We start from the raw sequence: 26,991 nt of genomic DNA, 5'->3' as shown, positions 1-26,991 counted from the left end.
TATAGCGGCGCGCATGACCCAGGGAACACCACTCGCCGACGTCGCGGCCCGGATCGCGCGCGCCGCCGCCCTTGCCGGGCGCAAGCCCGAGGCGGTGACGCTGATCGCCGTCTCGAAGACCCACCCCGCCGACGCGATCGCGCCGCTGCTCGAGGCGGGGCACCGCGTGTTCGGGGAAAATCGTGTCCAGGAGGCGGCGACGAAATGGCCGGCGCTGCAGGCGCGCTTCGCCGACGTGTCGCTGCACCTGATCGGCCAGCTGCAATCGAACAAGGCCGAGGAGGCGGTGGCGCTGTTCGACGCGATCCACGCGGTCGACCGTCCGTCGCTGGTGACCGCGCTGGGCGCCGCGATGGCGAAGACCGGCCGGCGACCGGCCTGCTTCATCCAGGTCAACATCGGCGACGAGCCGCAGAAGGGCGGTTGTGCGATTGCCGACCTGCCGGGGCTGCTGGCGCAGGCGCGTGACGCCGGGCTGCCGGTCGCCGGGCTGATGTGCCTGCCGCCTGCCGATGTCGAACCGGCGCCCTATTTTGCCTTGCTCGTCAAGCTCGCGCGCGACCAGGGACTCGACCAGCTCAGCATGGGGATGAGCGCGGATTACGAAACGGCGGTGACGCTGGGGGCGACCCATGTCCGCGTCGGCAGCGCGCTGTTCGGCGCGCGCGAAGGAGCGACGGCATGACATTCGACGCATTGCTGTTCGACTTCGACGGGGTGCTGATCGAGAGCGAATATGCCGGCAATCGCCAGATCGCCGAGTGGCTGACCGCCGCCGGGCGCCCGACCACGCCGGCCGAATCGATGGCGAACTTCATGGGGCTGGCAGGGCATGATTTCCTTGCCGCGGTGGAGCGCTGGCTCGGCACGCCGATCCCCGACAGCTTCCACGCGGCGCGGCGCGCCGAGGACGAGCGGGCGATGGCGGAGGGGATCGACGAGGTCGCCGGGGCGGTCGCTTTCGTCCGCTCGCTGCCCGCGGACCTGCCCAAGGCGGTGGTGTCGTCGAGCCCGACCAGGTGGATCCGGCGGCATCTGGCGCATATCGGCCTTGCCGACGTGTTCGGCGAGCATCTCTACAGCGGGCGCGAGCATGTCACGCGCGGCAAGCCGGCGCCTGACCTGTACCTCTATGGCGCGGCACAATTGGGCGTGGCCATCGAGCGCTGCGCGATCCTTGAGGATTCGCCGGTCGGCGCGACCGGCGCGGTGGCATCGGGCGGCTATGTGATCGGCCTGTGCGCGGGGACGCATTGCGCGATCGGCCATGACCAGCGGTTGCTTGCGATTGGGGTCGACGCGGTCGCGCACGACTTCGCCGAGGTGGCGCGGCTACTCGCCTGAGCGGCGGCGCCAGCGGTCGCGCAGCGCGGCGCTGCCGCCGGCGACGAGATCATAAGGCAGCGCCAGCGCCTCGCGCGCGTGCATCCGCGCCACCGCGCGGCGGGTGCCACGGATGGTGAAGGGGATGGCGCGGGCGCGGATCCCGTAGAGCGCGAACAGCATGCGCACGCGCGGCTGGTGATAGCCGTCGGTGCAGCTCCAGCAGCGGCGCAGGCCGCGCGCGCGCATGAAGCGCGCGGCGGCGCGGACCGATTGCAGGGTATCGACGCTGTCCTCGTCGAGGTGAAGGCGATCGGCGCCGAGCTGCGGGGCGAGCAAAGCCGCCATCACCGCGGCTTCGGACGGGCCGTGGCGGCCGACCGCCCCGGAGAGGAACAGGGTGGCGTCGGGATGCGCCTCGGCGGTGGCGAGCGCATAGCCGATCCGGCGCGCGAGCGCGGGGCTCGGCACCCCGCCGGCGCGGACCGCGGCGCCGAACACGACAATGATGCTCGAGGGCGTACCGGTGGGCAGCGCCGCGTTGAGCGCGGTGCCCAAGGGCGTGCCGGGCGCATCAGAGCTGATGGCCGGTCCGATCGCGCTTGGTGGCAAGATAGCGCTCGTTGTGCGGGTTGGCGGGCAGGACGTGCGCCACGCGCTCGACCACCGTGACGCCGGCGCCCGCGAGCGCGGCGACCTTGGCGGGGTTGTTGGTGAGCAGGCGGATGGTGTGCTGGCCGAGCAGCTCGAGCATCCGCCCGGCGACGCCGAAATCGCGCGCGTCGACCGCAAACCCCAGCCGGGTGTTGGCGTCCACCGTGTCGAAGCCCTGATCCTGCAGCGCATAGGCACGCAGCTTGTTGACCAGGCCGATGCCGCGGCCCTCCTGGCGCAGGTAGAGCAGGATCCCCCAGCCGCTTTGCTGGATGGCGTGGATCGCGGCATGGAGCTGCGGGCCGCAATCGCATTTGAGGCTGCCGAGCACGTCGCCGGTGAGGCATTCGCTGTGCAGCCGCACCAGCGGCGGCTGGCCGTTGGGCTGGCCGATCAGCAGTGCGACATGCTCGTCGGCGCTCTCGGGCGAGCGGAAGGCGACGATCTCGGCATCCTCGGCGCCGTCGACCGGCAGCCGCGCACGGGTGGCGATGGCAAGGCGGGTGGCGTCTTCATGCGCGTCGATGTCGGCGCCCGTGATATGGTCCTCGGCGTCGCTGCCGCCGACGAAGAAGGCGGGGAGCAGCCCAGCGATGCGCGCGAGGCGCAGCGCCGCGGCGGCGGCGGCCGGGTCGTTCGCAGGAACGGTGCGGAACGGACCCTTGAGCGGCGTGGCGAGATCGAGCTGGGGGTCGGCGAGCGCGGTGGCGGCGGCGAAATCGATCCATGGCGCGCGCTCGATCAGCACCGGCGCGTCGGGCACCGCGGCGTCGAGCTGGTTGGCGAGCTTGAGCGTCGCGGCACGGCCGGCGGAGATCAGCACCCCCGCGGTGGCGGCGGGATCGAATGCGGCGAGCCGCGCGGCATCGGCGGTCTCGACCGCGAGCAGGGTCAGCCCGTCGATCGCGACCGGCCAGCCGCGGCGCAGCGCATCGATCGCGCGCGCGGCGGCACGGGGCCGGGCGGTCAAAAGGCGAACTCTGTCATGATCGGCACGTGGTCCGACGGCTTGAGCCAGCTGCGGCATGATTCGAATACGGTGTGGGCGGTCGCCTGCGCGGCGACATCGGCGGTCGCCCACATGTGATCGAGCCGGCGGCCACGGTCATTCTTGGTCCAGTCGGCCGAGCGATAGCTCCACCAGGTGTGGAGCCGCGCCGGGGCAGGGTAGAAATGACGGCCGAGATCGACCCAGTCGTTCGACGCCTGCAAACGATCCAGCGCCTCGACCTCGATCGGCGTGTGGCTGACCACCTTGAGCAGCGCCTTGTGGCTCCACACGTCGCTCGGCAACGGCGCGACGTTGAAGTCGCCGGTGATGATGGTCGGGCCGGCGAGCGACTGCGACCAGGCGGTCATCCGCTCGAGGAAGTCGAGCTTCTGGCCGAACTTGGGGTTGATCTCGCGATCGGGCTCGTCGCCGCCGGCGGGTACGTAGACATTCTCGAGGCGGACGCCGCCCGGCAGGCGGATGCCGACGTGACGCGCCTCGCGGTTGGCCTGCCAGTCGAACCGGTCGTCCTCAACGATCGGCACCCGGCTGAGGATGGCGACGCCGTGGTGCATGCGCTGGCCATGGATGACGATATGCTCGTAGCCGAGCGCACGAAAGCCGTCGAACGGGAAGTCCGCGTCGATCACCTTGGTTTCCTGGAGGCAGAGCACGTCGGGCTCGGCCTCGCGCAGGAACTGCTCGACGATGGCGAGGCGGAAGCGGACGGAGTTGATGTTCCAGGAGGCGATCTTCACGCGCGCCATGTAGCGGTGCAGCGAGGCGCGAACAAGGAAGCGGGTGCGGGCCCGCCCCAGCGCGGCAGGGGCCAAAAGAATGGCCCCCGCTCCGGGGGCATGGAGCGAGGGCCGGACTAGCGTTCGTCACGCAGGCGGAAGCGAGGAACACGCTCGAGCAACAGGGGGAAAAATCCCGAACGCCCCACATCCGCGAGGCCTTCACTAGGCCTCGCAACCTGTCGCCCGGATGAATGGGCAGATGAAAAACCGTTCAGTTTCGCCCGCCGCTTCTCCGCGGGTCGTTCCAGCGGAACGTGTTGTCGCTTACCGGCACGCCGAACTTCTGGCCGGAGAGGCGGATGGTGGTGCGGTTGTTCTGGCTGTCGAGCGCGACCCAGCCCTGCAGCATCAGCCCGGCCGGCGCGGCGGGGTCGCGCGCGAAGACGAGGGTGATGCGGCCATATTCGGGATGCTTTGGATCGTTGGCCTCGACCGAAACCACGCGATCGTTGCCGGTGGGGATCACCTTGGCATAGCGGCCGATGTCGCGGTCGGGATCGAGCAGCACGCCGAGCGGCGAGTTCTTGATCGGCCAGCGCTGCACCTGGCGCACCGAATAATCGATAAAGGTCAGCGCGCCGCCTTCGGCGACGATCAGGATCGGCACGCCCTTTTCATATTGGAAGCGCAGCTTGCCGGGCTTCTTGAGGGTGAAGGTGCCGGTGAGCACCTTGCCGTTGCGATCGGTCTGGCTGAACTCGGCGGTCATCGTCGTCAGCGATTGGAGGTGGCGCTGGACCGCGGCGAGATCACCGGTCGCCTGGGCGACGGCGGGTGCCGCGAGCGGGACGGTGGCCAGCACCGGCGCGAGCACGGCAAGAGCGAGGGGGGCAATACGGGGCAGCATCGTCTTCTCCTTGACCGGCGCGATGGCCGACCGGGCTTGAACGGATAGTGAATTGACGCCGGCGGGTCAGCTTCTGAAGCGGACCTCGGCGAAATCGAGCTCGCGGACCAGCTTGGCGGCGATCTCGCTGCCGACCGCGCGGGTGCGCGCGAGCGCGAACACCGCGTTGCGCTCGGCGCGGAGACCCGCGAGGCGCAGCTCGCGCTCGATCTTGTCCTCGCGGCGCGCCTCGGCGGCAGCCTCGCCCTGCTGGCTGCGGCTCTCGATGCGGTCGCGATAGAGGTCCATGATCCGGTTGCCGGCGGCGGTGTAGAGATCGGCATCGTTGCGGCCCTCGGCCATCGCATGCTGCGCCTCCTCGATCGCGCGGATCGCGGCCTCGGCGGCGGCGACGCGAGCCTCATTCTCCTCGGCCTGGCGCGAGGGCTCGGGTGGCATCGTCAGGCCCTTGAGCAGCAGCGGCAGCACCAGGCTGGCGGCGACCAGCGAGACGATGATCACCCCGGCAGCGAGGAAGATGGCGAGATCGCGTGCCGGAAAGGGGGTGCCGTCGGCGAGCGCGAGCGGCAGGGTAAGCACGCCCGCAAGGGTGAGCGCACCGCGGACACCGGCGACCGACATCGCCGCGAACAGCCGCCAGTTCGGCACTCGCCGATCTTCGCCGCGACGCAGCAGGGTGAGGCGGAAGGAGACCCACACCCAGGCGAAGCGGAGCAGGGCGAGACCGGCGGCGATCGCGATCACATAGGCGCCGAGCCACCACGGCGACTGGTGGCCGGTGGTCCGCACCGTCTGCGCAGCGCCGGTGAGGATCAGCGGCAATTGCTCGCCGAGGAGCACGAAGATGATGCCGTTCAGCGCATATTGGATCGTGTCCCACACCGAGTTGCGGCGCATCCGGGTGACCGGCAGCGCCTGGCGGGCGACCTCGGCGAAGCTCATCGTCACGCCGGCGGCGACCGCGGCGAGGATGCCCGAGGCGTGGAGATGCTCGGCGAGCAGATAGCAGCCGAACGGGATCAGCAGGCTGATCAGGATCTGCGAGCCGGTTTCCTCGCCCAATCGCCGTGAGATCCAGGCCTTGGCGCGGGTAACGACCAGCGTCACCGCGGTGCCGATCGCGAGGCCGCCGCCGGCAACCCACAGGAAGCTCGCCGCGGCGCCGGTGGGGGAGAAGCTGCCGGTGAGCGCGGCCGCGATCGCGAAGCGCAGGCAGACCAGCCCCGAGGCGTCGTTGAGCAGCGATTCGCCCTCGAGGATGTGCATCATCCGCTTGGGGATCGGCACCCGCGCGGCGATCGCGGAGACCGCGATCGGATCGGTCGGCGATACCACCGCGGCAAGCGCGAAGGCGACCGCGAGCGGCATCGCGGGAATCATCCAGTGAATGAACAATCCCATGCCGATCACCGTCATCAGCACAAGGCCCAGCGCGAGCTCGACCACGGTGGAGATGTCGCGGAACAGCTCGTCCTTGGGGATCCGCCAGCCATCGAGGAACAGCAATGGCGGCAGGAACAGGAACAGGAACAGCTCGGGCTCGAGATCGACGCGATAGTTGGTGGAGAGGCCGATCACGCCGCCAAAGGCGATCTGCACCAGCGGAGTGGGAATCGAGACCGGCAGCAATCGCGACAGCGAGCCGCTGACGACGACCGCCAACAGCAGGATGAGGACGATCGTGACGGATTCCAAGGGGCTCTCCGGGTAAGGGGGCCGGCCAGTTTAGGGGTTGGCGGCGCCGAAGTCAGTGGCTGCGGCGGTCGCGCAATCCTTCGTCACCCCCGACCGGGTCTGCGGTGACGAGGGAATGGCCGCCACAACGGCAAACGCGCCGACGAGGGATCCCGTCGACGCGTTGCGGACGCCTGTCGCCGGCATGCCGGCGTTCAGCGACTCAGGGCCGGATCAGCGGCACTTCACGTTGCCGCGATCGACCGAGCGGCCGAGCAGCGCGCCGCCGCCGGCACCCGCGAGCGTGCCGAGCGTGCCGCCGCCGACCAGATTGGCAAGCAGGCCACCGCCGACGGCGCCGATCACCAGACCGGTGGTGCCGTCGCTGCGGCGGCAATAGGCGCGGCCGTCACGGCCCTTGTAGATGCGGTCGTTGCGGCCGAGGTTGCGGGCGCGATGGTTGCCGCCCTGACGATAGCTGCTCGACGGATCCCAATTGTCACCACGGTCGCCCTGCCAGCGGCCGTCGTCGTGGCGCTGCGCCATCGCGGGCGTCGAGACGACGGGGGTGGCGAGCACGGTCAGCGCCAGTGCGGCGATCAGCGACTTCTTCATAACGCTACTCCTCGGATTAGAGCTGCCAGAACGCCCCGGCGGCGGGAGAGTTCATTTCGGCTGCGATATGGCGAAGGAGAGGCTTGCGGCGGGCAGGTTTGGCGACGTCAGTGGCAACGAACGGGGGGGGGGGAACCGCCGGGCCCGCCTTCGTCATGCTGAACTTGGTTCAGCATCCAAGGCCTGCACGACCGCCAGGCTTGCGGGCAGCGTCGGGCCATGGATCCTGAAACGAGTTCAGGATGACGACGTGTGGAACGGCGCGTGCGAAATCAGATCGCGTGGCCCTCGGTATCGCGCAGCACCTCGCGGCGGCCGACATGGTCGGGGCGGCTGACGATGCCGTCCTTCTCCATCTTCTCGATCAGCCGCGCCGCCGAATTGTAGCCGATGCGCAGCTGGCGCTGGAGCCAGCTGGTCGAGGCCTTCTGCGATTCGCACACCAGCTGGATCGCGGCGCGATATTGCTGGTCCTCGGCCGAATCCTCGCCGGTCGGCGCGCCGTCGAGCGCGAAGCTCTCGGCGGGCTCCTCGGTGACCGAGGAAATGTAGTCGGGTCGGCCCTGCGAGCGCCAGTGATCGGCAACGGCGCGCACCTCGTCATCGGACATGAAGGGGCCATGGACGCGGACGATGCCCTTGCCCCCTGGCATGTAGAGCATGTCGCCGCGGCCCAGGAGCTGCTCGGCACCCTGCTCGCCGAGGATGGTGCGCGAATCGATCTTGCTGGTGACGTGGAAGGAGATGCGCGTCGGCAGGTTGGCCTTGATCACGCCGGTGATGACGTCGACCGACGGGCGCTGCGTCGCCATGATCAGGTGGATGCCGGCGGCGCGCGCCTTCTGGGCGAGGCGCTGGATCAGGAATTCGACCTCCTTGCCCGCGGTCATCATCAGATCGGCGAGCTCGTCGACGATCACCACGATCTGCGGCAGCGGTTCGTAGTCGAGCTTTTCCTCCTCGTAGAGCGGCGCGCCGCTTTCCGGGTGATAGCCGGTCTGAACGCGGCGGCCGAGCTGCTGACCCTTGGCCTTGGCGGCGCGGACCTTGTCGTTGAACCCGGCGAGGCTGCGCACACCGACCGACGACATCTGCCGATAGCGATCCTCCATCGTCTCCACCGCCCATTTGAGCGCGCGCACCGCCTTGGCGGGATCGGTGACGACCGGCGAGAGCAGGTGGGGGATGTCGTCGTACATGCTCAGCTCGAGCATCTTGGGATCGATCATGATCATCCGGCACTGGTCCGGCGTCAGCCGGTATAGCAGCGACAGGATCATCGCGTTGAGGCCGACCGACTTGCCCGAGCCGGTGGTGCCGGCGACGAGCAGGTGCGGCATCGGCGCGAGATCGGCGATCACCGGATCGCCGGCGATGTTCTTGCCGAGGATGATCGGCAGCTGTGCTGCCTGATCCTCGAAGGTCTGGCTGCCGACCAGTTCGTGCAGCGACACCGTCTCGCGCTTGGCGTTGGGCAGCTCGATGCCGATGACGTTGCGGCCGGGGATCACCGCGACGCGCGCCGAGATGGCGGACATGTTGCGGGCGATGTCGTCGGCGAGCGCGATCACCCGGGTCGCCTTGATCCCCGGGGCGGGCTCGAGCTCGTACATCGTCACCACCGGGCCGGGGCGGACTTCGGTGATCGCGCCCTGGACCTTGAAATCGTCGAGCACATTCTCGAGCAGGCGGGCGTTGCGCTCGAGCGCCGCCTTGTCGATCGTGCCCTTGGGCTGCGGCGGCGAGGGCACCAGCAGGTCGAGCGGCGGCAGCTTGTAGGTGTGGCCGAGATCGAGCTGCTGCTGGTGCGGCTTGGGCCGCGCGGCCGACGGCGCAACGCCGCGATCGGCGATCACCGGTGCCGGGCGCGGATCGGGCGCGGCGAGCGCGCGCGGCTGGATCGCGCGGCCGGCGAGCGTCAGCGGCTCGTCATCCTCGTCGTCCTCATCGTCGAGGTCGTGCACGTCATAATCGGCATCGAACCCGCCCCTGTCGGCGACACCGGCGTCGGCAAAGGCGGCACGGCGGCGCAGGCCCCATTGGCGCTCGCCGAGATCAATCTCGAGGCTTTTCGCCCAGATGATGATGCCGGCGACTCCGGCGACGACGCCGAGCCCGCGCTGCGTCCACAACGCCACGCCCGGGTTGCCGATGAATGCCAGCGCCCAGCCGACCAGCCGGGCGAGGCCGAGGCCGACCACACCGCCCCAGCCGGCCGGCAGCGCCAGCACCGAGGAAGCCGAGACGAAGGCGAGCGCGGTCGCGATCAGCGCGAGGCCGAGCAAGGCGTTGCGCAGCATCTTGATCCAGCGGCCGGCAGGCTGGCCCCGCCACAGCCGCATTGCCACGATCGGACCGACCGGGAGCAGCAGCGCGACCACCGGGCCGAGCAGGGTGAGCGCGATATCGGCGAGCCAGGCGCCCGGCGGGCCGGCGAGATTCTGCACCGCGCCGCCCGAGGCGGTGTTGAGCGCGGGATCGCTGGCGTGATAGCTGGCGAGCGCGAGCACGATCAACGCGGTGACGAGGAAGATCGCGAGCGCGGCGATCAGCGCGCCGCTGCGCACCGCGCCGGCCTTCACGGTCTCGCGCCACAGCCCGTTAGTCTGGCCCGCCTGTGCCCGGCTCGCCATCGCCTGATCCTTCAATGTCCGAATATGCCGGGGAATCATCGGGCTTGGCGTGGCCGGCGTCAAGCTGAGGGGAAGGATCCGACCCCGCCCAGACGCACTTCTCCTTGTTCGTCATGCTGAACTTGTTTCAGCATCCATGGCCCGGACTGCCCGTGGGCAGTCGATGAGCGTTGGGTCTTGGATCCTGAAACGAGTTCAGGATGACGAGAAGTAGTGATCGAGACCAAGCGTGGTGGTTTGCACGCCCGCGCTGCGGGCGTAGAGGGGCGGCATGGATACAGACGTCATCATCCTCGGCGGTGGCCTGGTCGGCGCCACGCTGGCCCTCGCCCTGGACGCGCACGGCCTGTCGAGCATCGTGGTCGATCCCGCCGATCCGGCGGTGACGCTCGCGCCCGGGTTCGACGGCCGGGCGTCGGCGGTGGCGAGCGCGAGCGGGCGGATGCTCGACGCGATCGGGGTGGGCGGCGACCTTGCCGGCCATGGCTGCGCGATCCGCCACATCCGGGTGAGCGACGGGCTGGAGCCGGGCAAGCTCGATTTCGTGCCCGATGCCGGCGATGGCGCGCTCGGCACGATGTACGAGAACAAGCGGCTACGCACGGTGCTGTTCGAGCGCGCAAGCGCGGCGGCGCATGTCGATCTGAGGATGCAGACCCGCGCCACCGTCGTGGACCGCGGCGAGTTCGCGGTTACCGCGACGCTCGATTCGGGTGCGGTGATCAAGGCGCCGCTGCTGATCGCCGCTGAGGGCCGCCATTCGCCGACCCGCGAGGCGGCAGGGATCACCGTGGCGCGGTGGAGCTATGATCACGCCGCGATCGTCGGCGCCTTTCACCATGAGCGCAGCCACGAGAATATCGCGTTCGAGATCTTCTACCCGAGCGGGCCGTTCGCGCTGCTGCCGCTGCCCGACGATGAGATCGGTCACCGCTCGGCGATCGTCTGGTCGGTGCACGCCAGGGATGGCGCGGCGATGCTCAAGCTCGGCGATCGCGCCTTCCTCGCCGAGGCGGAGAAGCGGATGGGCGGGTTCCTCGGTACGCTGTCGGCGGCCAGCCCGCGGGCGAGCTATCCCTTGGGCTTCCACCATGCGGCGCGGATCACCGCGCAGCGGCTGGCGCTGATCGGTGACGCCGCGCACGGTATCCACCCGATCGCAGGCCAGGGGCTCAACCTCGGCTTCCGCGACGTCGCGACGCTTGCCGAGGTGCTGGTCGAGGGCAAAAGGCTCGGGCTCGATCTCGGCGATCCGGCGCTGCTCGCGCGCTACCAGCGCTGGCGCGGGCTCGACACCTTCACCGTCGCGGCGGCGACCGACACGCTGACCCGGTTGTTCGGCATCCCCGGCAAGACCGCGAGCGCGGTGCGGCGGTTCGGCATCTCGGCGGTGGACAAGCTGCCGCCGCTCAAGAACCGGTTCATGGCCGAGGCGCGCGGCGAGAGCGGGACGCTGCCGAAGCTGCTGCAGGGATTGATGATCTAGCGCCGCGTCTGGTGGCGTTGAACCGTCATCCCGGCGACAGCTGAGGTAACGGAAGGTGGCTAGAGCCGCCGCGCTTCGTCGGGCAGCATCACCGGCACGCCGTCGCGGATCGGATAGGCAAGACCCGCCGCGTCGGAGACCAGTTCCGCCGCGGCCTCGTCATAGCGCAGCGGCTGGCGCGTCACCGGGCAGACCAAGCGCTCGAGCAGCCAGGGGTCGAGGGTCGGCATGATCAATGGTCCTTGGGCGACGCCGGGGCGGTGGCCGCGCGGGCGGTGCGCCACGCGTCGCTGCCGACCCGATTCTGGGTGTCGATCTGCTCGATCGCGGCGGCCTTCTTGGGCTCGAACAGATTGGCGAAGAACAACCAGGCCATCATCGCCGCACCATGGCGGCGGCCTTTGCGTGACTTGGGCGCCGGCGCGCTCATTGCAGCGTCACCTTGTCCTCGCCGTCGTGGCGACCGAAGAATTGCATCAGCTGGATGATCAGCTCGGCGCGCGTCTCGATATCGGGGGCCTCGAGCAGCGCCTGCTTGGCGGCGGCGTCGAACGGCGCGATCTGGGCGATGCCGTTGACCAGGCTCTCGTCGTCGAGCCGCTCCACCGCATCCCAGTCGACCGTATAGCCCTGCGCCTCCGCATAGCGGCGCGATTCGAGTTCGAGCGACGAGCGGTGGCCGAGCGACAGCGTCTCGTCATCCAGTACCGGCAGCAGCTCGGCCTCGACCTGGCGGAAGGCGGTGGTGACGTCGAGCTCGCGGACGATGCGGAACAGCGCGACGCCTTCGAGCACTAGGTTGAATCGGCCGTCCTCCAGCGCCTCGACCTCGGCGATCCGGCCGACGCAGCCGATGTCGTAGAGCTCGGGCCGGTCGTCGCCAGCCGTGCCGTTCGCGCCCGGCTCGGCCGGGGCACCCTGCAGGCGCGGCTGGATCATGCCGATCCGCCGATCGCGCGCCATCGCGTCCGACACCATCGACCGATAGCGTGGCTCGAAGATGTGCAGCGGCAGGTGCATGCCCGGAAAAAGCAGCGCGCCGGGCAGCGGAAACACCGAGAGCCGCGTGGTCTGGCGCGCGTCTTGGGTCATCCGAACAGGATCGCGGAGAGGCGCCGGCGCTGCGCTGAGACCCAGGGGTCCTCGAGCCCGACGGCTTCGAACAGCTTGAGCAGCTGGGCGCGGGCGGCGCCCTCGTTCCAGGCGCGGTCGGCGGCGACGATGTAGAGCAGATTGTCGGCGGCGCCATCACGGTCGCCGGCGGCCATCTGCGCATTGGCGAGCGCGAAGCGGCGCTCGTGGTCGTCAGGGTTGTTGGTCACCTCGGCGGCGAGTGCGCTGAAATCCTCCACCGGCTGGGCGGACTGGGCAAGCGCCAGCGTCGCCTTGGCGCGATCGATGCCGGCGTCCTTGAGATCGGCGGGCAGCGCGTCGATCGCGGCCTGCGCCTCGTCGTTGAGCCCGGCGGCAACCAGCGCGCGGATGCGGCCGGCAAGCACCGCGGGATGCTCGGGCGCCATCTCGGCGAGCTGGTCGTAGATGGATAGCGCGCGCTCCGCATCGCCCTGGGCGAGCACGTCCTCGGCCATTGCGATCAGCGGCTCGAGCTCGGCCTCGACGCTCGCAGCCTCCGACTGGATCGGCAGCTGCTTGAGCAGCTGGTCGAGCGTGACGCGCAGCTGCGATTCGGTGCGCGCGCTGGTGAGATCGGCGACGAGCTGGCCCTGGAACATCGCATAGACGGTCGGGATCGACTTGATCTGGAATTGCGCGGCGATGAACTGGTTCTTGTCGGTATCGATCTTGGCGAGGATCACGCCCTTGTCGGCATAGGCCGCCGCGACCTTTTCCAGCGTCGGCCCGAGCGCCTTGCACGGCCCGCACCATTCGGCCCAGAAATCGATGATCACCAGGCTCGTCATCGACGGTTCGACGACGTCGCGACGGAAGGCCTCGACGGCTTCCTTCTCGGCGGGGGACATGCCTAGCGTGGCCAAGTGGTGCTCCTTTGCTTGTGGGGCCCATGTGGGGCGGAATGGGCGCCGCGCCAAGCCCGTCGTTGCGTGCGCGGCGGCAGGATCAGTGGAAGTCGCGCGAGGGCGGCATGATGCGGACGTCGCGCGGGTGCTGCGGGCGGGGGTGCTGGGGGCGGATTGAGCGGGCGTCCTGGGCGACGATCGGCTTGGGGCGGATCACCGCCTCGGCGGGCGCGGCGGGCGGATCGGCCGGGTGATCGGCGGAGTGATCGGACGAGAGGCGGCCGAGCTCGTCGGTGCGATCCTGGACGCGCACGGTCATCAGATGGACGACGCCTTCCTCGCTGCGCTGGATCACCCCCTCCATCACCAGCAGCCGCGCCGCCATCACCGCGCGGCGATTGGCTTCGAAGTCGCGCGCCCACAGCAAGGCGTTGGTTACCCCGGTCTCGTCCTCGATGGTGACAAAGATGGCATTGCCCTTGCCGGGGCGCTGGCGGACCAGCACCACGCCGGCCACCTTGGCGCGGCGGCCGTCCTTGGCCGCGCTCGCCTGGGCGCTCGACAGCACGCCCTCGGCGGCGAACACCGGGCGCAGGAACGCCATCGGATGGCCTTTGAGCGACAGGCGCGTGGTCTGGTAATCGGTGGCGACCTGTTCGGACAAGGGCATCGCCGGCAGCGCAGCGTCTGGCTCCTGGCCAAGCTCGGGGGCGTCGGCGGCGGCGAACAGCGGCAGCTGCGCGGGCGGGGTGCGGCGCACTTCCCACAGCGCCTCGCGGCGGCCTTGCGCAAGTGAGCGGAACGCATCGGCATCGGCGAGCAGGTTGAGCGCGCGGGTGGGCAGGCCGGCGCGGCGGGCGAGGTCCTCGATCGAAATGTAGGGACTGGTGCGGGCTTCGGTCAGCTTGATCGCCCAGGCTTCGTGGAAACCGTCGATCTGGCGCAGGCCGAGGCGGACGGCGTGGGGGTGGGCGCCCGAGGGCTCGGCCGATTCGATCCCATGGTCCCAGGCGCTCGCGTTGACGTCGATGTCGCGGATCTCGACGCCGTGCTCGGCGGCGTCGCGCACCAGTTGCGCCGGCGCGTAGAAGCCCATCGGCTGCGAATTGAGGATCGCCGCGCAGAAGATTGCGGGGTGGAAGCATTTGATCCACGACGAGACATAGACCAGCCGCGCGAACGACAGGGCATGGCTTTCGGGAAAGCCATAGCTGCCGAAGCCCTCGATCTGCTTGTAGCAGCGCTCGGCGAAATCTCGCTGATAGCCACGCGCGACCATGCCGCCGACCAGTTTCTCGTAGAAATTGGTCATGCCGCCGACGTTGCGGAACGTCGCCATCGCCTTGCGCAGCTGGTTGGCCTCCTCGGGCGTGAACTTGGCGGCGACCATGGCGAGCTTCATCGCCTGTTCCTGGAACAGCGGCACGCCAAAGGTTTCGCCGAGCAACTGCTTCAATTCGTCGGCGGGGCCGTGGTTGGGATGGGGCGAGGGGTATTCCACCACCTCCTTGCCCGAACGCCGACGCAGGTACGGGTGGACCATGTCGCCCTCGATCGGCCCGGGGCGGACGATTGCGACCTGGACGACGAGATCGTAGAGCTTCCTGGGCTTCAGGCGCGGCAGCATGTTGATCTGGGCGCGGCTTTCCACCTGGAACACGCCGATGCTGTCGCCCTTGCACAGCATGTCATAGACGATCGGATTCTCGTCAACCGCCAGCGTGTCGAGCTCGTGACGGCCGAGGCCGTGGCGCTCCATCAGGTCGAATGCCTTGCGGATGCAGGTGAGCATGCCGAGCGCGAGGATATCGACCTTCATCAGCCCCAGGCAGTCGATGTCGTCCTTGTCCCATTCGATAAAGGTGCGGTCCTTCATCGCGCCATTGTGGATCGGCACCATTTCGTCGAGCCGCCCCTGGGTGAGGACATAGCCGCCGACATGCTGCGACAGGTGGCGGGGGAACTGGAGCAATTGATCGACCATGTCGCGCAGCCGGAGGATCTCGGGATTATCGGGGTCGAAGCCGGTTTCCTTGAGCCGTTCCTCCTCGAACTTGCCGGCGAAGCTGCCCCAGACGGTGCTGGTCAGCCGCTGGGTGAGATCCTCGGTGAGGCCCAAGGCCTTGCCGACCTCGCGCACCGTGCTGCGCGGGCGGTAATGGATCACTGTCGCCGCGATCGCGGCGCGGTGGCGGCCATAGCGCCGGTAGATATACTGCATCACCTCCTCGCGCCGCTCGTGCTCGAAATCGACGTCGATGTCGGGCGGCTCGTCACGCTCGGCGGACACGAAGCGCGAGAAGAGGAGATCGTATTTGAGCGGATCTACCGAGGTGATGCCGAGCAGATAGCAGACCACCGAATTGGCCGCCGAGCCGCGCCCCTGGCACAGGATCGGCGGCTCCACCGAGCGGGCGAAGTGGACGATGTCGTGCACGGTGAGGAAATAATGGGCGTAACGGCGGTCCTCGATCAGCCTGAATTCCTCGTCGAGCAGCGCGGTGATCTTGGCGGGAATGACACCGCCGTATCTCTTGAACGCGGCCCGGTGGACCAGCTCCTGGAGCCAGCCTTGCGCGTCCCAGCCCTCGGGCACCGGCTCGTGCGGATATTCGTAGCGGAGCTGGTCGAGGGTGAAATCGATCCGGTCGAGCAGGTCGAGGCTGGCCGCGAGCGCCTGAGGCCAGCCGGCGAACAGCCGCGCCATCTCGTCGGGCGGCTCGAGGTGGCGCTCGGCATTGGCGGCGAGGCGGCGGCCGGCGCGCTGGATGGTGACGCCCTCGCGGATACAGGTGACGATGTCGTGGAGCGCGCGCTGGTCGGCATGGGCATAATGGGCATCGGTGGTGGCGAGCAGCGGCACCCCGGCGGCATCGGCGAGGCGGGCGAGGCGGATCAGCCGGCGCTGGTCGCGGCCGGCGCGCGGCATGGTGACGCCGAGCCACACCCGCCCCGGCGCGCGGGCGGCGAGCAGCGGCAGAGTGGCGGCGAGGCCGGCATCGGCACGCGCCGGCGGCAGCATCGCCTCGGGCGCCGGCTCGGCGGGGCGGGCGCTGCTGTCGGGCAGCGCGATCAGCAGCAGGTCGTCGGCATGGCGCTGGAGATCGCCGAGGCCGAGGATGCAGCCGCCCTTGATGGCACGGCGGTTGCCGAGCGTGAGCAGCCGGGTGAGCCGGCCCCAGCCGTGGCGGGTGGTGGGATAGGCGACGATATCCGGCGTGCCGTCGGCGAACACCAGCCGGGCACCGACCGCGAGCTTGAAGTCGATCGGCGGCAGCTGCGCGCCGACCAGGCCGATCTTGGCGCGGTTGAGCGCGTCATGCGCGCGGACCACGCCGGCGACTGTGTTGCGGTCGGCGATGCCGATCCCGGCGAGCCCGAGCTCGATCGCGCGGCTGACCATGTCGAGCGGGTGGCTGGCGCCGTGGAGAAAGGAATAATTGGTCGCGGCGACCAGCTCGGCGAAGCGGGGCGCGGGAACCGGTTCGGCCGAGGCTGGCACCGCCGTCACGCGAACAGCCCGTGGAGGTACCAGCGCGGGCGCTCGGTCTCGACATACAGCCCGTGGCGGAAGATCCAGAAGCGGCGTCCGCGCTGGTCCTCGATGCGATAGTAATCGCGGGTCGGGATCGCGGCATCGTGGCGGCGCCACCATTCGCCGGCGATCCGCTCAGGGCCTTCGGCGCGCGCGACCTCGTGGACGCGGCGGCGCCAGCGGAAGCGGTGGGGCGGCCCGTCCGGCACCTCGGCGGCGATCGATTCGATCGGCTGCGGCGGATCGAACAGGTAGATCGGGCGCTGCGGCGGCTCGCCCTCCTCGGTCGCGCGCCAGGCGGCGGCTTGGGCGGGCGGCGGCGCGGTGGCGGGAAGCATCAGCTCGGCCTGTTCGGGGATGTGGCTGTCGCGCGCTGCGAACCGGCGCACCCGGCCGCGGCCGAGTCGGGTCGCGAGCTGGTCGACCAATTGGGTCATGCCCTCTCGTTCCTGCTGCGCGGCGCCGCCCTCCAGCTTCAGCTGCGCGGCATCGAGCCGCTCGGCGAGCATCACGTCGAGCCGCACCAGATCATAGCCGAAGCCGGGATCGAGCGGGTCGGCGAGGCTGTCGATCCGCTCGCGCAGCAGCCGGCCGAGCAGTGCCGCGTCGCGGGTCGGCTGGCCGGTCTCGACGCGCAGGCTCTGGACGTGGCCGTCGGCGCGGAACAGCCGCGCTTCCCAGCGGCGGCCGCCTTGGTGGCGCTGTTCAAGCGTGGTGGCGGCCTCGGCGATCAGCTCGGCGATGACGTCGAGCACATAATCGGTGCGCGCGACCGGTTCAGCAAAGCGGCGCTCCACCACCACCGGGGCGACGCGCTGGCGTGCCCGCACCGGCGCGGCGGCCTCGCCGGCGAGTTGGCGGATCGCGGTCACGGCGTCCTCGCCGAACCGCGCGGCGATGCTGGCGAGCGGCCGCGCCATCACCTCGCCGACCGTCTTGAGCCCGGCGCGGGTGAGCGCGATGGTCTCGTCCTCGCCGAGATCGAGCGCCGCCACCGGCAGGCGGCGCACCGCGCGCTTCTCGTCGGGCGCGGGCGCGCCGGCGAAGCGCGCCAGGGCGCGGGCGATCGCGGGGGTGTCGCCAAACGCATGGCGGACGAGCAGGCCACGCCGTGCCATTCGCCCCTCGACATCGGCGGCCAGCGGGCGCTCGCCGTCAAAGGCGTGGGTGCAGCCGGCGATATCGAGGATCAGCGTATCGGGCGGCTCGAGCGCGACGATCGGGGTGTAGCGCGCGCAGCCGTCGGCGAGCCGCTCGAGCCAGTCGAGATCGGCATGGGGATCATGGGGGAAGACCTCGAGCTCGGGGACGCGGGCGCGGGCATCGGCGAGGGTCAGCCCCGGCTGCAGCCCGGCCTGCGCCGCGGCGAGACCGAGTGCGGTCAGCCGGACGGCGTTGCCGACCGTCTCGGTAAAGGCGACCGGCGCCTCATCCCGCCCGACGAACAGGTGCGGCCTGGTGGCGCGCAGCCGCTCGATCGGCAGCCAGGGAAAGACCAGCGCCAGATAGCGGCGTTCCACGGAAACTCTTGGCATCACGATCCCATTCCACGCGCCATCGCGTCCCCGCGGGGCCCCCGCGACGGCGCAAGCATTCGATGTCGAAGGCGGGGAAGCCCGGCGCATTGGCGTCGAGCGCGGTTGACGGCACCGCCGCGACGCCCCAGCGGGTTGCCGCTGCGCTCGGGCTGGGCTGGGCGCCGACGCGGACGCTGAGCACGGTGACCCCCGAGGCTTCGGCGGCGAGCATCAGCCGGCGGGTGGCGGTGAGATCGAGTCCGCGCGCTGCGCCGGCGCTTTCGATCAGCAAGGTGCCAAGCCCCGGGAAGCGCGCGGCATCGGCGGCGGCGCGGAGCAGCGCGGCCTCGTCCGCCACCACCGCGAGCACCAGTGAATCGGCAGGCAGGCCGAGATCGGCGAGGCCGCCGGCATGCGGCCGGCCGATTGCGCGCTCGCACCCCTCGGTGCGGAGCCACAGCAGCGGCACTGCGCGTGCGGCCAGCGCGAGGGCGATGCCAAAGCCGATCCCGCTCGGCCCGTCATCGGCTTCGAGCGCATAGATTTCATGGAGTTGCGCCCGGGCCAGGCCCTCGCCAAGCCACGCATCCGCTGCCCGCGGGTCGGCTTGCGCAGGGCTTCCGGCAGCGGCAAGGCCACGTAGCCGGGCAATCAGGGCGGTCGAGTCGCTCACGAATGTTCTTGTAATGTTCTTATGGTTGAGTCGCCAAGCTAAATTCTTGCACGCAAAGGCTTGCCGTCCCGAAACCTCCGGGCTAATAGCGCGCCTCACCCCGCCCGGTGGCCGCTTCGGCAGCCGGGCATTAGGCGCCAGAGCGGGCGTAGCTCAGGGGTAGAGCACAACCTTGCCAAGGTTGGGGTCGAGGGTTCGAATCCCTTCGCCCGCTCCAGCCGCGTTGCCGCGCGGCCATCCACCAGCAGCATCTGCACTGGCCGAGCGTGACGCGAGGTCACCGGCTTGGCTATAGCCATACCCATGACCATTCGAATCGGAATCGGCGGCTGGACCTACGAGCCGTGGCGCGGGACCTTCTATCCCGAGAAATGGCCGCAGAAGCGCGAGCTGGAGTATGCCGCCGGCAAGGTCACCGCGATCGAGATCAACGGCACCTATTATTCGAGCTTCAAGCCGGCGAGCTTCGCCACTTGGGCAGGCGCGGTGCCGGATGGCTTCGTGTTCGCGCTGAAAGCATCGCGCTATTGCACCAACCGCAAGGTGCTCGCCGAGGCGGGCGAATCGGTCGAGCGGTTTGTCGGCCAGGGGATCGTCGAGCTCGGCGACAAATTGGGCCCGATCCTGTGGCAGTTCATGGCGACCAAGAAGTTCGATGCCGACGACATGGCAGCGTTCCTGGCGCTGCTGCCCAAAAGCCATGCGGGCGTGACGCTGCGCCATGCGGTGCAGGTGCGCCACGAGAGCTTCGCGGCGCCGGCGTTCGTCGCGATGGCGCGCGCGGCGGGGGTGGCGATCGTCTATGCCGATTCGGCGGATTATCCCGCGATCGCCGACGTCACCGGCGACTTCGTCTACGCGCGGCTGGAAGCGGCGGAGGAGGCGCATCCGGCCGGCTATGCACCCGCTGCGCTCGACCGCTGGGCCGCGGCGGCGCAAACCTGGGCAGCGGGGGGACGGCCCGAGGGGCTGCCTTATGTCGATGACACCGCGCCGGTGAAGCAGGCACGCGACACCTTCGTGTTCTTCATCAACGGCGCCAAGGTGAGGGCACCGCAGGGCGCGATGGCGCTGATCGAGCGGGTGTCGGCCTAGCGAGGGGTTGGTCTTCTCACGCCCACTTAAGCCAGCGGCAAGGCATGGGCGTCGGCTGGCGTTATGTAACCATAGGTCACCAGGAATGATCGCAGCGCGGCTGGGTAGCCTGCCGGCTCATGCCGATAGTGGGATAGCATCACGTGCCAGGCTGACGGCGCTTGCCCCAGCCGGGCGGCGTCGGCAACGAAGGCGGCGCAGCTGCCATTGCGCTCCCTAACATCGGACACGCAAATGCGGCGATGCGCGGGCAGGTCGCGCGCGAACAGCGGCCGCACAGCAGGATCGTCCGAGACGTCGACACTGCGCCCGTCGCGGACGGTCAACACCAGCGGTACGCCGCGCGTACAGGCGTTGCACTCGCCCGAATAATCAAACCCGGGCGCCTCGAGCACAAAGCCGGGTTGGCTATCTCTGGATAGACTGTGGGGGAACACGCTTGCCTCGCCAATCAACTCGGCGCTGCCGCGATACTGTAGGGGCACCGCATGGAAGCTGCCGACCGATGGCTCGATCACCGTAACAGCGGTGAAACCGCCGGATCCGCCCCACTGATTGTCCACCACCAATCCCGCATGTCCCCGCCCAGGTGCAAGGCGTACGACGGCCACTCGCACGAACGAGGCTTGGCTATCGCTCGTCATGCGGAACGGTGGCAATCCCGGCCGGCTGACCGACACGATCGCTTGATTGCTTATGCCGTCGAACCTGCACCCCTCGTTCTTTGCCGGCACGGCACAGGGCGTGGCTTCGACCTTCACCGTCAGGCCACCTGCGACGAACGACAAGGGCGCTCCCGGATGTATTCCCCAGGTTCGGAACGCGCCTATCGGAACCGTTGCCAGTGGCGGTGGGGCTGCACCGAGCAGGAGGACGGGCAACAAGCGGGCAGGCAGGCGCATCATATCTTCTCCCCAATGGATCTGAGGGTCGGACTGCACGACCTGGCCAGCGATCATGCTACTGCAAAACCAGAAACTTCGCAGCGATGTCAGTAGCCGGTTTCTAACGTCACGAACGTCAGCCGGCCTTTGATCTTGCCAACCAAGGTCACATTGCCGCCCGGCCAGTCGGGGCCGTTCATCGCCATTATGGCGCTGGACGTCATTTGGGCCGTAAAAAGCGGTTGGAACGTCGTTGCTCCAGGCGCGGTAACGATGGTGGTCTTTGTACGGTCATCGACCCAAGCCCCATAGCCCCAAGCGGTCCCGATCAGTCGTAACGCGTGATTTGAAGGTGGCGCCGGAGGCATCGGTTCATCGGACGTCCGCTGCTCCTCACATCCCACGGTGCGCAGCCGGCCATTAGACAGCGTGCCTCCCTTATAATCGGCTTGGAGCGAGTAGCAGCGGCCATCGCTCAAGGAGAGGGTAACGGGCAGAAAACCGGAAGACCACGCCGCAACGACCTGGACTTTGCTCGTTTCAGCTATCGCAAATGCGCCAACAATCTTGGCATGGCCCACAGCCGAGCCGCGCCTGTAGGTCGGATCGACGTGGATCAGGCTCGACACCACCGTATCAGGAATGCGGGTTAGTGGTGGTGCACCGGGGTCTGAGGGCACCGCGACACTTGGTCGTGATCCATCGTCACCGTATCCAGCGGGCGGGACGAACTGCGCATGAGCGCTGATCGCCGAAACTGCGATCGTGATGCCCACGCTTACGCAGGTTAATGCTGACGCCTTGTTCTTCATCGGCTGACCCCTACCGGGGCAGCGTACGACCGTGACAGTAAAGCGCTAGCTAGGAAATCAGGCGCTAGGTTGATGTAGGCACTACAAGTCCTGCATCGATCAACCAAGCGGCGGAAAACGGCATGAGCCGCCGATACAACACTGATGTGTCCCCGTTTAATGTACGCTTGTCACGCGATGATACGCGCCAAAGCGGCCGTTTCGCTGTCCACCGCTTTCAGACGCCTGGGTCAGGTCATGCCGACACCATTCCGGCATGACGACGCACAGGAGTGCTGCCCTAGACGCCAGGGGCGATGCCCGGAGTCTCGTCGCTGCCGCTGTCGGTGGTGATGCCGGAGTCCGCCGGTGTGGCGACAGGGGGCGGGGCGGGTTGATTGCCCTGGCCGAGGATCGCGGCATTCTCGATCTGGTCGAGCGCGGTGCGCGCGGTCACGTAGCGGTTAGCGGCTTCCATCCAGTTGCCGGCGTCGCGGGCGCCGGGCAGGCGGGCGATCTCGGCGCGGGCGGCCTCGACCTGGCCGCCCTCGAGCAGCCGCTTGGCGCGCGCCATGCGATCGGCGGGGAGCGTCGAGGGAGTGCCGGCCTTGCGCAACACCACGAGGTTGCCGAGCTGGCGACGGATTGCGGTAAACCAGCCATCGCTGCTGATGGTGTTGAGATCGGGCGCGATCGCATCGAGCCCCTGCCGCAGATCCTCCAGCGTCACCGGCTGGCGCGCCGCCTGGATCACGGTGGTCACCGCGCGCGGCTGGCTGGTGCCGAAGCGGGTGCGCAGCTGCTCCTCGAGATAGCCGAGGCCGAGGCCGCGATCGAGCGCGCGGCGTGCGGCGAAGGCGACGAGCATGCCTTCGGCGCGGGTCGCCTGGTTACCGGCAACGGTGGCGGTCGCGGTTACCGTGGCGGTGCGGGCCTCCAGCGCGGCGAGCTGCGCGGCGAGCGCCGCCTCGCGCGTCACCAGTGTCGCGGTATCGGTGACGGGCGCCTCGCCGTTGGCGTTGAGCGGCTGGGCAGGCGAATAGCCGGCGGCCGCCTTGTCGCGATCCGCGGCGGCGCTGGCGGCGGAGACATGGGCGGTGCCGGGCGTGCCGCCGAGCCAGGGCAGCCGCTTCATCATCACCCCCATCAGCGCGAGGCCGGCGATAAAGGCGAGCGCGACCAACGCGATGATCACGCCGGTCCGCGGTCCGCGCGTGCGTGTCGCAGAGATCGGCACAAATTCTGTCATGGCCTCTTATCCCCGGCGCCCGACGCATGGTCAATCGCCGGTTGATCGGCGAGCGCGAGCGCGGCGGCGACCAGCGCCTGATCGCTGGGCATGGCGCTGCTTGCCGCGATCCGCCAGCCGGTTCCGGCGGCGGCACGCACCGCCGGGCTGAGCGCGACGAGACCGATGCGCCGGCGATCGAGGCCGGCGTCGTCGACCAGCGCGGCGAAGCGGCGCGCGGCACGGGCCGAGTGAAGCAGCACCAGCCGGTCGATCGCCGCGGCGAGGGGCGCCGGTGCGATTTGCAGCGGCTCGCTGGCATAGACGACCCGGCGATCGGCGACAGCCGCCGCCGTGCCGGGGTCATGGTGGCGCCCGGCGAGCCAGAGCAGGCGGGTGAGGCCGTGGCGCCGCGCGCGCGCGATCGCGGCGATGGCATCGGCCTCGCCGGTAACAGCAACGGTGAAGCCTGCGGCTACGGCGGCGGCGGCGGTGGCCTCGCCGACCGCGACCACCGGCAGCGCGTGCAACGCGGCAAGCGCGTCGCCACCGTGGTGGACGGCGTTGGCGCTGGTGAGCAGCAGCGCATCGAACGCGTCGGGGGCTAGGGCCTGCCAGGCGACGGGGACGACCGCGAACAGCGGCAGTTGCACCACGTCGCGCCCGACGCCGGCGCGCTCGCGCAGGCGCGCCGCGGTGCGGCCGTTGCCGGGCTCGGGCCGCGCCACCAGCCATCCGCGGATCATCGCCGCGCGCCTATGGCTGGAACAAGCGCCGCACCGGCTCGGGCGCGGCGGCGAGCAAGGCGGCGGCGAGCGTGGCACCGACCAGGCAGCCGTCGATGCCCTCGGCCTGATCGGCGACATGGCATTGGCCGTCCTCGGCGATCAGCTCGGCGCGCAGCGTCAGCGTCTCGCCCGCCAGCGCGGCAAGCGCGGCGACCGGCGAGTGGCAATCGGCGCCGAGCCCGCCCAGCAAGGCGCGCTCGGCATGGACGCAGCGGCTGGTGGCGGGATCGTCGATCGCGCCGACGATCACCGCGGCGGTGTCATCGGCGGCGCGGACCTCGATGCCGACCGCGCCCTGGGCGGGAGCGGGAAGCATGACGTCGGTCGGAATCGCGACGCCGATGCCGTCGCGCCCGAGTCGATCGAGCCCGGCGGCGGCGAGTAGCGTGGCGTCGGCGTCGCCAGCGGCGAGCTTGGCGAGGCGGGTGTCGACGTTGCCGCGGAACACGATCACCTGGAGATCGGGGCGCAGCCGCAGCAATTGCGCGCGCCGCCGCGGCGAGCTGGTGCCGACCACCGCGCCCGGGCGCAGCGCCGCAATCGAGTCCGCGCCGATCAGCCGGTCGCGGACGTCGGCGCGCGGCAGCATCGCGGCGATCTGGATCGCCCGCGGCCGGATCGTCTCGACGTCCTTCATCGAATGAACGGCCGCGTCGATCTCGCCGTCGAGCAGCGCGCGATCGAGCTCCTTGGTCCACAAGGCCTTGCCGCCGATCTCGGCGAGCGCGCGATCCTGGACGCGATCGCCGGTGGTGCGGATCACGACCAGCGCGACCTCGTCCTCGGCCCAGCCATGCGCGGCGCACAAGGCGGTGCGGACCATGTTCGCCTGAGTGAGCGCCAGCGGCGAGCCCCGCGTGCCGAGCCTGAACCGGATCATCGCCGCGCCATGGCGCAACCCGCAGGCTTCGACAAGCGCGGCGCGTGCCGGTACAGCGGCGCGATGATCATCCTCGGACTCGAATCCTCCTGCGACGAGACTGCCGCCGCGCTCGTCACCGGCGATCGCCAGGTGCTTGCCCATCGGCTCGCCGGCCAGGAAGCGGAGCATCGGCCGTTCGGCGGCGTGGTGCCCGAGATCGCGGCGCGCGCGCATGTCGAGGCGCTCGAGCCACTGGTCGCGGCCGCGCTCGCGGATGCCGGGTTGCGGCTGGATCAGGTGGACGCGGTCGCGGCGACGGCGGGGCCGGGGCTGATCGGCGGGGTGATGGTGGGCCTCGTCACCGGCAAGGCGCTGGCGCATGCCGCGGGCAAGCCGCTGGTCGCGGTCAATCACCTCGAGGGCCACGCGCTGAGCCCGCGGTTGTCGGATCCGAGCCTCGACTTCCCCTATCTGCTGCTGCTCGTATCGGGCGGCCATTGCCAGTTGCTGCTGGTGGAGGGCGTCGCCCGCTACCGGCGGCTGGCGACCACGATCGACGACGCCGCCGGCGAGGCGTTCGACAAGACTGCCAAGCTGCTCGGCCTCGGCTTTCCCGGCGGGCCGGCAGTGGAGCGCGCGGCGGCGCTCGGCACCGCCAACGTGCCGCTGCCGCGGCCGCTCAAGGGCTCGGCCGAGCCGCATTTCTCGTTCGCCGGGCTGAAGAGCGCGGTGGCGCGCGCCGCGGAGCATCATGCGCCAGAGGATATCGCGGCCTCGTTTCAGCTTGCGGTGGTCGATTGCCTGATCGATCGCACCGCCAAGGCGCTGGCGGGCGTGGAGGCGACCGCCTTGGTGGTCGCGGGCGGCGTCGCGGCCAATCAGGCGGTGCGCGGCGCGCTCGAGCAACTGGCGCAGGCGCATGGCCTGCGCTTCGTCGCGCCGCCCCTGTGGTTGTGCACCGACAATGCGGCGATGATCGCCTGGGCCGGCGCCGAGCGATTCGCGGCTGGGCTCACCGACCCGCTCGACGTCGCGGCGCGGCCGCGCTGGCCGCTCGACCCCGCCGCCGAGCCGGTGCGCGGGGCAGGGGTGAAAGCATGAGGATGAAGGCATGAAGATCGGCGTGATCGGCGGCGGCGCCTGGGGCACCGCGCTGGCGCAGGTAGCGGCGCACCGCGGCGACGAGGTGCTGCTGTGGGCGCGCGAACCCGAGGTGGTGTCGGGGATCAACGAGCGTCACGAGAACGCGCTGTTCCTCGCCGGCACGCCGCTCGCGCCGACGATTTGCGCCACCGCGACGTTGGGCGATCTCGCGACCAGCGAGGCGATCCTGGTGGTGGCGCCGGCACAGCATGTCCGCGCGGTGCTGAGCGCGATCGAACCGGGGACGACGCCGCTGGTGCTGTGCGCCAAGGGCATCGAGGCGGGCACGCGGATGCTGGTGGGTGAGGTCGCGCGCCAGGTTCACCCCCAGGCGCCGGTGGCGGTGCTCTCCGGCCCCACCTTCGCGCATGAGGTGGCCGCCGGGCTGCCGACCGCAGTAACGCTGGCGGCGACGGACGACGGCCTGCGCCAGGCACTGACCGACAGGCTCGCGGCGCCGCATTTCCGCCCCTATGCGTCGAGCGACGTGATCGGTGCCGAAATCGGTGGCGCGGTGAAGAACGTGCTGGCGATCGCGTGCGGCGTGGTCGAGGGCGCGGGGCTCGGCCAGAATGCCCGCGCGGCATTGATCGCGCGCGGCTTTGCCGAAATGACCCGGTTCGGGCTGGCGCGCGGCGCACGGGCGGAGACGCTCGCCGGGCTGTCGGGCCTCGGCGATCTGGTGCTGACCTGCTCGTCGACGAGTTCGCGCAACTTCTCGCTCGGCGTCGGCCTCGGCAAGGGCGGTGCCGCGAGCGACCTGCTCGCCGATCGCCGCACCGTCGCGGAAGGCGCCTTCACCGCGCCGGTGCTCGCCGAGGCGGCGCGCGAAGTGGAGGTCGACATGCCGGTGACGACCGCAGTGTGCCGGCTGCTCGCGGGCGAGCCGGTGGCGGGGGTGATCGGCGCGCTGCTTGCCCGGCCGCTGCGCGACGAAGGCCGGTGAGATGGGCGGCGTTGCTGCGCGGCGTCAACGTCGGCGGCAACCGCAAGCTGGCGATGGCCGATCTAGCCGCCTTCATGCGTGCCGAGGGTCATGACGGCGTCGCGACATTGCTCGCCTCGGGCAATGTGGTGTTCGACGCCGACGAGGTTGATGCCGCAGCGCTGGAGACTCGCCTCGCCGCCGCGGCGCGGGCGCGGCTGGGCCTCGATACCGACTGGTTGCTGCGGCGCCATGCCGAGCTTTCCGCGGTGATCGCGAACAATCCTTATCCCGATGCGGCGGCGGAGCGCCCCAACCATCTGCTGGTGACGTTTCATCGCGACCCGGTGCCAGCGGCGCTGGTGGCGGCGGTGCCGGTCGCCGGCCCCGAGCGCCTGCAGGCGGCAGGCCGCGAGCTGTATGTCGATTACGCCGCCGGCGTTGGTCGATCGACGCTGCCGGCGACGATGGCGAAGCTCAAGTTTCCGCGCCTGGCGACGGCGCGCAACTGGAACACCGTCACCAAGCTCGCGGCGCTCACCGCCTGA

General features: G+C 69.9%; 26 protein-coding genes and 1 tRNA gene. 8 read left to right on the top strand and 19 right to left on the bottom strand.

Annotated elements, in window-relative coordinates; all coding sequences use genetic code 11:
* The first annotated feature begins 13 nt into the window (after nt 1-13).
* Complete coding sequence (locus tag AC07M8_RS04865) at nt 14-685, top strand: YggS family pyridoxal phosphate-dependent enzyme (RefSeq protein WP_495173269.1); 672 nt, start codon at nt 14-16, stop codon at nt 683-685.
* Nucleotides 682-1,344: an HAD family hydrolase gene (locus AC07M8_RS04860; RefSeq protein ID WP_495173268.1), complete on the top strand. Its 663-nt coding sequence runs from the start codon at nt 682-684 to the stop codon at nt 1,342-1,344. The genes AC07M8_RS04865 and AC07M8_RS04860 overlap by 4 nt, the downstream gene beginning before the upstream one ends.
* Here the strand turns inward: AC07M8_RS04860 and AC07M8_RS04855 are convergent.
* From AC07M8_RS04855 to AC07M8_RS04825, 7 genes are all read right to left on the bottom strand, one after another.
* On the bottom strand, nt 1,333-1,881 hold the full coding sequence (locus tag AC07M8_RS04855) for a YdcF family protein (RefSeq protein ID WP_495173267.1): 549 nt from the start codon (nt 1,879-1,881) through the stop codon (nt 1,333-1,335). The two genes, AC07M8_RS04860 and AC07M8_RS04855, sit on opposite strands and share 12 nt — an antisense overlap.
* A gap of 16 nt (nt 1,882-1,897) precedes the next feature.
* Nucleotides 1,898-2,947 (bottom strand): GTP cyclohydrolase II, encoded by a 1,050-nt coding sequence (ribA, locus tag AC07M8_RS04850; RefSeq protein WP_495173266.1) that lies wholly within the window; start codon nt 2,945-2,947, stop codon nt 1,898-1,900.
* Nucleotides 2,944-3,735, bottom strand: a complete 792-nt coding sequence (locus AC07M8_RS04845) for an exodeoxyribonuclease III (protein WP_495173767.1) — start codon at nt 3,733-3,735, stop codon at nt 2,944-2,946. The genes ribA and AC07M8_RS04845 overlap by 4 nt, the downstream gene beginning before the upstream one ends.
* 244 nt (nt 3,736-3,979) lie before the next feature.
* On the bottom strand, nt 3,980-4,615 hold the full coding sequence (locus tag AC07M8_RS04840; RefSeq protein WP_495173265.1) for a LolA family protein: 636 nt from the start codon (nt 4,613-4,615) through the stop codon (nt 3,980-3,982).
* A 66-nt stretch (nt 4,616-4,681) separates the two neighbouring features.
* Nucleotides 4,682-6,310, bottom strand: coding sequence for a Na+/H+ antiporter (locus AC07M8_RS04835; protein WP_495173264.1), 1,629 nt, complete (start codon nt 6,308-6,310; stop codon nt 4,682-4,684).
* Nucleotides 6,311-6,523: 213 nt separating this feature from the next.
* Nucleotides 6,524-6,904: a glycine zipper 2TM domain-containing protein gene (locus AC07M8_RS04830; RefSeq protein WP_495173263.1), complete on the bottom strand. Its 381-nt coding sequence runs from the start codon at nt 6,902-6,904 to the stop codon at nt 6,524-6,526.
* A gap of 272 nt (nt 6,905-7,176) precedes the next feature.
* The gene (locus AC07M8_RS04825) at nt 7,177-9,537 is read right to left on the bottom strand and encodes an FtsK/SpoIIIE family DNA translocase (protein ID WP_495173262.1); all 2,361 of its coding nucleotides are present in this window, start codon (nt 9,535-9,537) and stop codon (nt 7,177-7,179) included.
* 271 nt (nt 9,538-9,808) lie between these two features.
* Between AC07M8_RS04825 and AC07M8_RS04820 the strand changes: the two genes are divergently transcribed.
* Nucleotides 9,809-11,023 carry a UbiH/UbiF/VisC/COQ6 family ubiquinone biosynthesis hydroxylase gene (locus AC07M8_RS04820; protein ID WP_495173261.1) on the top strand — a complete coding sequence of 405 codons (1,215 nt, stop codon included), beginning with the start codon at nt 9,809-9,811 and terminating at the stop codon, nt 11,021-11,023.
* A 59-nt stretch (nt 11,024-11,082) separates the two neighbouring features.
* Here AC07M8_RS04820 and AC07M8_RS04815 read toward each other — a convergent pair whose 3' ends face one another.
* The 7 genes from AC07M8_RS04815 to AC07M8_RS04785 all read right to left on the bottom strand — a co-directional run bounded on the left by AC07M8_RS04815 (nt 11,083) and on the right by AC07M8_RS04785 (nt 18,727).
* Nucleotides 11,083-11,253, bottom strand: coding sequence for a Trm112 family protein (locus AC07M8_RS04815; RefSeq protein WP_267394832.1), 171 nt, complete (start codon nt 11,251-11,253; stop codon nt 11,083-11,085).
* A 2-nt stretch (nt 11,254-11,255) separates the two neighbouring features.
* Nucleotides 11,256-11,453 (bottom strand): hypothetical protein, encoded by a 198-nt coding sequence (locus AC07M8_RS04810; protein ID WP_495173260.1) that lies wholly within the window; start codon nt 11,451-11,453, stop codon nt 11,256-11,258.
* Nucleotides 11,450-12,115 carry an LON peptidase substrate-binding domain-containing protein gene (locus AC07M8_RS04805; RefSeq protein WP_495173259.1) on the bottom strand — a complete coding sequence of 222 codons (666 nt, stop codon included), beginning with the start codon at nt 12,113-12,115 and terminating at the stop codon, nt 11,450-11,452. The genes AC07M8_RS04810 and AC07M8_RS04805 overlap by 4 nt, the downstream gene beginning before the upstream one ends.
* Nucleotides 12,112-13,005: a tetratricopeptide repeat protein gene (locus AC07M8_RS04800; RefSeq protein ID WP_495173766.1), complete on the bottom strand. Its 894-nt coding sequence runs from the start codon at nt 13,003-13,005 to the stop codon at nt 12,112-12,114. The genes AC07M8_RS04805 and AC07M8_RS04800 overlap by 4 nt, the downstream gene beginning before the upstream one ends.
* 97 nt (nt 13,006-13,102) lie before the next feature.
* The gene (locus tag AC07M8_RS04795) at nt 13,103-16,513 is read right to left on the bottom strand and encodes an error-prone DNA polymerase (protein WP_495173258.1); all 3,411 of its coding nucleotides are present in this window, start codon (nt 16,511-16,513) and stop codon (nt 13,103-13,105) included.
* Nucleotides 16,510-18,057 carry a Y-family DNA polymerase gene (locus AC07M8_RS04790; RefSeq protein ID WP_495173257.1) on the bottom strand — a complete coding sequence of 516 codons (1,548 nt, stop codon included), beginning with the start codon at nt 18,055-18,057 and terminating at the stop codon, nt 16,510-16,512. Before AC07M8_RS04790 ends, AC07M8_RS04795 begins: the two co-directional genes overlap by 4 nt.
* The gene (locus AC07M8_RS04785; RefSeq protein ID WP_495173256.1) at nt 17,966-18,727 is read right to left on the bottom strand and encodes a hypothetical protein; all 762 of its coding nucleotides are present in this window, start codon (nt 18,725-18,727) and stop codon (nt 17,966-17,968) included. Before AC07M8_RS04785 ends, AC07M8_RS04790 begins: the two co-directional genes overlap by 92 nt.
* 142 nt (nt 18,728-18,869) lie before the next feature.
* On the opposite strand from AC07M8_RS04785, the gene AC07M8_RS04780 reads away from it, so the two are divergent.
* Together AC07M8_RS04780 and AC07M8_RS04775 are read left to right on the top strand one after the other, a co-directional pair.
* Nucleotides 18,870-18,944 (top strand) — tRNA-Gly (locus tag AC07M8_RS04780).
* An 86-nt stretch (nt 18,945-19,030) separates the two neighbouring features.
* Nucleotides 19,031-19,822, top strand: coding sequence for a DUF72 domain-containing protein (locus AC07M8_RS04775; RefSeq protein WP_495173255.1), 792 nt, complete (start codon nt 19,031-19,033; stop codon nt 19,820-19,822).
* 26 nt (nt 19,823-19,848) lie between these two features.
* Here AC07M8_RS04775 and AC07M8_RS04770 read toward each other — a convergent pair whose 3' ends face one another.
* The 5 genes from AC07M8_RS04770 to hemC form a co-directional block, all read right to left on the bottom strand.
* Nucleotides 19,849-20,610 carry a hypothetical protein gene (locus AC07M8_RS04770; protein WP_495173254.1) on the bottom strand — a complete coding sequence of 254 codons (762 nt, stop codon included), beginning with the start codon at nt 20,608-20,610 and terminating at the stop codon, nt 19,849-19,851.
* A gap of 203 nt (nt 20,611-20,813) precedes the next feature.
* Nucleotides 20,814-21,518 (bottom strand): hypothetical protein, encoded by a 705-nt coding sequence (locus AC07M8_RS04765; protein WP_495173253.1) that lies wholly within the window; start codon nt 21,516-21,518, stop codon nt 20,814-20,816.
* Nucleotides 21,519-21,798: 280 nt separating this feature from the next.
* The gene (locus AC07M8_RS04760) at nt 21,799-22,746 is read right to left on the bottom strand and encodes a hypothetical protein (protein ID WP_495173252.1); all 948 of its coding nucleotides are present in this window, start codon (nt 22,744-22,746) and stop codon (nt 21,799-21,801) included.
* The gene (locus AC07M8_RS04755; RefSeq protein WP_495173251.1) at nt 22,743-23,471 is read right to left on the bottom strand and encodes a uroporphyrinogen-III synthase; all 729 of its coding nucleotides are present in this window, start codon (nt 23,469-23,471) and stop codon (nt 22,743-22,745) included. Before AC07M8_RS04755 ends, AC07M8_RS04760 begins: the two co-directional genes overlap by 4 nt.
* Nucleotides 23,472-23,481: 10 nt before the next feature.
* Nucleotides 23,482-24,393: a hydroxymethylbilane synthase gene (hemC, locus tag AC07M8_RS04750; RefSeq protein WP_495173250.1), complete on the bottom strand. Its 912-nt coding sequence runs from the start codon at nt 24,391-24,393 to the stop codon at nt 23,482-23,484.
* A 63-nt stretch (nt 24,394-24,456) separates the two neighbouring features.
* On the opposite strand from hemC, the gene tsaD reads away from it, so the two are divergent.
* From tsaD to AC07M8_RS04735, 3 genes are read left to right on the top strand one after another with little or no spacing between them, the layout of a single operon-like run.
* Nucleotides 24,457-25,476 (top strand): tRNA (adenosine(37)-N6)-threonylcarbamoyltransferase complex transferase subunit TsaD, encoded by a 1,020-nt coding sequence (gene tsaD, locus AC07M8_RS04745; RefSeq protein ID WP_495173765.1) that lies wholly within the window; start codon nt 24,457-24,459, stop codon nt 25,474-25,476.
* Nucleotides 25,477-25,486: 10 nt separating this feature from the next.
* Nucleotides 25,487-26,464 carry an NAD(P)H-dependent glycerol-3-phosphate dehydrogenase gene (locus AC07M8_RS04740; RefSeq protein ID WP_495173249.1) on the top strand — a complete coding sequence of 326 codons (978 nt, stop codon included), beginning with the start codon at nt 25,487-25,489 and terminating at the stop codon, nt 26,462-26,464.
* On the top strand, nt 26,461-26,991 hold the full coding sequence (locus AC07M8_RS04735) for a DUF1697 domain-containing protein (RefSeq protein WP_495173248.1): 531 nt from the start codon (nt 26,461-26,463) through the stop codon (nt 26,989-26,991). The genes AC07M8_RS04740 and AC07M8_RS04735 overlap by 4 nt, the downstream gene beginning before the upstream one ends.

The organism is Sphingomonas sp. GW821-FHT09E03, assembly GCF_059416225.1.
This window is presented reverse-complemented; position numbering and strand designations above follow the sequence as displayed.